Annotated in this window: 3 protein-coding genes; 2 read left to right on the forward strand and 1 reads right to left on the reverse strand. The window is 38.1% G+C overall.

Features of this window, described 5'->3' with window-relative positions; translation table 11 throughout:
- Positions 1-195: 195 nt before the first annotated feature.
- Positions 196-822: a transcriptional repressor LexA gene (gene lexA, locus V7147_RS13050; protein ID WP_335368297.1), complete on the reverse strand. Its 627-nt coding sequence runs from the start codon at positions 820-822 to the stop codon at positions 196-198.
- A 408-nt stretch (positions 823-1,230) separates the two neighbouring features.
- On the opposite strand from lexA, the gene V7147_RS13055 reads away from it, so the two are divergent.
- The gene (locus tag V7147_RS13055) at positions 1,231-1,461 is read left to right on the forward strand and encodes a DUF896 domain-containing protein (RefSeq protein WP_335368298.1); all 231 of its coding nucleotides are present in this window, start codon (positions 1,231-1,233) and stop codon (positions 1,459-1,461) included.
- Positions 1,462-1,547: 86 nt separating this feature from the next.
- The coding region (gene tkt, locus V7147_RS13060; protein WP_335368299.1) for a transketolase at positions 1,548-2,975 on the forward strand (1,428 nt) is incomplete at its 3' end.

The raw sequence follows: 2,975 nt of genomic DNA on the forward strand, positions 1-2,975 counted from the left end.
GGTCATGGATTAGGATATGAATAGAGTTTATTAGGTGATATTCACCAAATGATATGGAGAACTTCCTTAATAGGAGGACTCAGACAGTAGGCAAGCTCGAAATTGACGATGTATTAAAAAAGAGACCCTTAACATTTGTTAAGGGTTTTTCTATAAAAAAAGGAACATTTCAATTGAGAAATGTTCCTATCGTTATTAATGGATTGTACGATAAACACCGACAACTTTACCTAAAATGGAAACGTTCTTTAAGATGATTGGTTCAAGCATAGAGTTTTCTGGTTGTAGGCGAATATGATCTTTTTCCTTGAAGAAACGCTTTACAGTCGCTTCATCTTCTTCTGTCATTGCCACAACGATATCCCCATTGTTTGCTGAATGCTGTTGTCTTACGATTACATAGTCTCCATCAAGAATTCCCGCTTCAATCATACTGTCACCCATAATTTCTAGCATAAAGATTTGGTCATCATGGGCTGCAAAACGATCAGGTAGTGGGAAGTACTCTTCAATATTTTCAACCGCTGTAATTGGTTGACCGGCAGTAACCTTACCAATGACAGGAACATTCACAACATTTGCAGTTGGTATTGTTTCGTTTGCATCAGTTTGTAAAATTTCAATTGCACGAGGCTTTGTGGGGTCTCTTCTAATCAAGCCTTTGCTTTCAAGTCTCGACAAATGACCATGTACAGTTGAGCTTGAAGCTAATCCAACAGCCTCACCAATTTCTCTTACTGAAGGTGGATAGCCCTTATCTTTTACTTCCTGTTTAATGTAATTCAATATATCCTGCTGCCTTTTTGAAAGCTTTGTCGTCATCTACACTCATCCCCTTACTTTTTATTTCCATTTTATATGTATTAAATTCCCATTGTTCATTTTCGGTTATTTGTCTTTTGCAGTTCGACATTTACCGAGTTTCTTAAGTAGAGTATAGCATGTTTTGCTATATTATACAAACATAAGTTCGAATTTTTGTTGACACAAAACATTTGTTCGATATATAATAAAAACATATAATACGAACAAACATTCTGTGGGAGTGAAAATGAATATGTTTAAGAAATTACAAGGCGGATTTATTTATTATGTTTTATTTGTTTTATTAAGTATGGGAATGGTATTTATCACCGCCAGCTAATAAGCAAAGTGGAATACTTGTAAAAGATCTTTTCATCTAGTACTATAAACTATGATTTTAGAAAAGATTAAACAAGGAGAAAAATTATGCTATCAAAAGATAAACTTGATCGGATCAATGCTCTCGCAAAAAAAGCGAAGTCAGATGGTCTTACAGATAAAGAAAAAGAAGAACAACAAGAGCTTAGGCAGGAGTATTTACGCGTCTTTAGAAGCTCAATGACGAATACCTTGCACTCGGTCACTGTTGTAGACCCTGAGGGTAATGATGTTACTCCTGAAAAATTAAAAGAAAGCAAACGGAAAAGATTGCATTAAGAAAGAATACATAGATTTCTATGTATTCTTTTCTTTTTGTGCATACTACATAAGAACCGACTATTAATTGAAAGGATGTTTGTTTTATGACACACTCAATTACTGATTTGTCTATAGCTTCGATTCGAACACTTTCTATCGATGCCGTTGAAAAAGCAAATTCAGGACACCCAGGGATGCCAATGGGAGCAGCTCCAATGACGTATACTTTGTGGACCAGACATATGAAGCACAATCCTAAAAATCCTCAATGGTTTAACCGTGATCGCTTCGTTCTATCGGCGGGACATGGTTCGGCATTATTGTATAGTATGCTTCACTTATCGGGCTATGACTTATCCATTGATGACTTAAAGCAATTTCGTCAATGGGGTAGTAAAACCCCAGGTCATCCTGAATATGGACATACAGCTGGTGTTGATGCAACAACAGGTCCGCTCGGGCAAGGTATCGCAATGGCTGTTGGGATGGCGATGGCCGAACGTCATTTAGCTGGTGTTTACAATAAAGACTCATTCGAAATTGTAAACCATTATACATACGCCATTTGTGGAGACGGTGACTTAATGGAGGGGGTTTCTGGAGAAGCTTCATCACTTGCAGGTCACTTAAAATTAGGGCGTTTAATTGTTTTATATGATTCAAATGATATTTCCCTAGATGGCGACCTTAATCAGGCTTTCTCGGAATCAATTGAACAACGATATAAGGCTTATGGCTGGCAGTATCTTCGTGTAGAGGATGGAAATGATATTGATGAAATTGATAAAGCAATCGAAGCAGCAAAAGGTGATTTAACCCACCCAACACTTATCGAGGTTCGAACAACAATTGGCTATGGTTCTCCTAACCGTGCTGGAAAATCAAAAGCACATGGTGAACCATTAGGTGCTGATGAATTAAAATTAACAAAAGAAGCGTATAATTGGACATTTGAAAATGATTTTCATGTACCAAGCGAGGTCTATGCGCATTTTGAGGAAACAGTGAAAAGAGCCGGTGAGCAAAGTAATCAAGAGTGGAGCAAATTGTTTAACAATTATAAAGAAAGCAATCCAGAGCTTGGAAAGCAACTAGAAATGGCTATTGATTGTAGGCATCCGGAGGGTTGGGAAAAGACGTTGCCGGTCTATGAAGTAGGTAAGAGTCTTGCAACACGGGCATCATCTGGTGAAGCATTAAATGCGATCGCAAAGAGTGTGCCCCAATTCTTTGGTGGTTCTGCTGATTTAGCGGGATCAAATAAAACAATGATACAAGATGCTGCAGATTTTATGCCTAATGATTATAGTGGGCGCAATATTTGGTTTGGAGTTCGTGAGTTTGCAATGGGTGCTGCCTTAAACGGAATGGCGCTTCACGGCGGACTTAAGGTGTTTGGTGGAACCTTCTTTGTATTCTCAGATTATTTACGACCAGCGATAAGGCTAGCTGCACTAATGAAAATACCAGTCACATATGTGTTTACACATGATAGTATCGCAGTAGGCGAAGATGGTCCAACACATGAACCG

This window comes from Bacillus sp. JJ1521, assembly GCF_036965165.1.
In the GTDB taxonomy this organism is placed as follows: Bacteria; Bacillota; Bacilli; order Bacillales; family Bacillaceae_L; genus Ferdinandcohnia.

Bases quoted from the DNA above. Each gene is read 5' to 3' on its own strand.
- lexA (WP_335368297.1), bottom strand. From the start codon at position 822: ATGACGACAAAGCTTTCAAAAAGGCAGCAGGATATATTGAATTACATT.
- V7147_RS13055 (WP_335368298.1), top strand. From the start codon at position 1,231: ATGCTATCAAAAGATAAACTTGATCGGATCAATGCTCTCGCAAAAAAA.